This window comes from Cryobacterium sp. TMT4-10 (assembly GCF_004403275.1).
GTDB lineage: Bacteria > Actinomycetota > Actinomycetes > Actinomycetales > Microbacteriaceae > Cryobacterium > Cryobacterium shii.
In genome coordinates, this window is record NZ_SOGU01000081.1 from 1 (window position 1) to 1393 (window position 1393).

General features: G+C 72.1%; 1 protein-coding gene, 1 tRNA gene and 1 other RNA gene. 2 read left to right on the forward strand and 1 reads right to left on the reverse strand.

Annotated elements, in window-relative coordinates; genetic code table 11:
• Positions 1 to 282: 282 nt before the first annotated feature.
• On the forward strand, positions 283 to 525 hold the full coding sequence (locus E3T42_RS10925) for a ferrous iron transport protein A (protein WP_134367830.1): 243 nt from the start codon (positions 283 to 285) through the stop codon (positions 523 to 525).
• A 438-nt stretch (positions 526 to 963) separates the two neighbouring features.
• Here E3T42_RS10925 and E3T42_RS10930 read toward each other — a convergent pair.
• Positions 964 to 1051 (reverse strand) — tRNA-Ser (locus tag E3T42_RS10930).
• Between the two features lie 118 nt (positions 1052 to 1169).
• On the opposite strand from E3T42_RS10930, the gene ffs reads away from it, so the two are divergent.
• An RNA gene (ffs, locus tag E3T42_RS10935) (signal recognition particle sRNA small type) lies at positions 1170 to 1266 on the forward strand.
• Positions 1267 to 1393 lie beyond the last annotated feature (127 nt).

Consider the following 1393-nt stretch of genomic DNA (forward strand, 5'->3'; position numbering starts at 1 on the left):
CGCCGTGCCGTGCCGCCGTGCCGTGCCGCCGTGCCGTGCCGCCGTGCCGCGCCGGCGTGTGCCATCGACGTGCTGAGTCACCGGGCCGCTGACGCGCTCGCTGCCCGAGTCGCTGACCCGGCGTGCCGCGCCGGCGTGTGCCATCGACGTGCTGAGTCACCGGGCCGCTGACGCGCTCGCTGCCCGAGTCGCTGACCCGGCGTGCCACTGGCCCGCCGTGCCGCCGTTCCCCTGTGCCCCGTGCCGCCGACCCGCCGTGCCCGTGCCGGTAGGCTCGGCCGGATGAGCCTCGCCGCCTCCCACTTCGTCTCCGTCACCGAACTCGGAGCCCGCATCGTCGTGCGCACCCGCATCGAGGGCGGCGTGACGGATGCCGTCGGCTACCTCCGCGCCTGCACCGACACCGAGTGCACGGTCGAGACCAAACGCGGTCTGGTCACCCTCGCACTCGCCGACATCGTCGCCGCGAAGCAGGTGCCGCCGCCGCCGGCCCCCCGAGCGCCTCGGCGCCCGCTCGCCGACTAGCCAGGCCCCCGACGTGCCGCACCAGGCCCCCCGACGAGCCAGGCCGCCGGTCCGACGTGCAAAACTCCTGCAATTCCTCGACGAACGGTCACCGCAGGCTGAATCGGGTACATCCGGCAGAATCTGCAGGAGTTACGAACGCGAGCAGGGGGACACGCGCCGCCTCGTGGGGCGGGGGCGGGGGGCTAACTCAGGAGATTCTCGCGGAGCCACGGGCCGTTCCGCACTGGTCCGCGGGGTCCGACCGGGGACTGGCCCGGATCTCCTGAGTTAGCCACAGGCCGGGCCCGGAATCGGCGCGGACCGAGGCGCATGACGGATGCGCCGGGCCCGCGAAGAATGACGGATGCGCCGGGCGCGCGCGAACGACGGGCCGGAGGGAGAGAGAGGCGCGGGCCCGCCTGGGGCGCTCGCAAATCATCCCGCGTGATCAAGAACTGGCGGAGAATGGGGGATTCGAACCCCCGAGGGCTCTCACCCAACACGCTTTCCAAGCGTGCGCCATAGGCCACTAGGCGAATTCTCCTGGCCGACCGTTCCCGTGAGGGAACGACCTAGAGAATCTTACCTGTTTCTTCGGGCCTTCGTCACACCCGGTCCGAACGGCGCGTTTTGGGGGAGTGCGCTTTGTGTCTAAACTGGCAGTCGGCTCCTCGCGTGGCGCCATCTCGGCCAACTCCCCCAGGACGGAAACGTAGCAAGGGTAACCGGGCTCTGGTGGGTGCGCGAGGAGTCTTTTTCATGCCCGAAGGCCCCGCACCCGGAACGCCGCCCGCACCAGGCCCGCGCCTCGCCCACCGCACGCCGCCACGCGCCCCGCCCACCGCACGCCGCCACGCGCCCCACCCGCCACGCCGAACGCGCCCCG

Bases quoted from the DNA above. Each gene is read 5' to 3' on its own strand.
- E3T42_RS10925 (WP_134367830.1), top strand. From the start codon at position 283: ATGAGCCTCGCCGCCTCCCACTTCGTCTCCGTCACCGAACTCGGAGCC.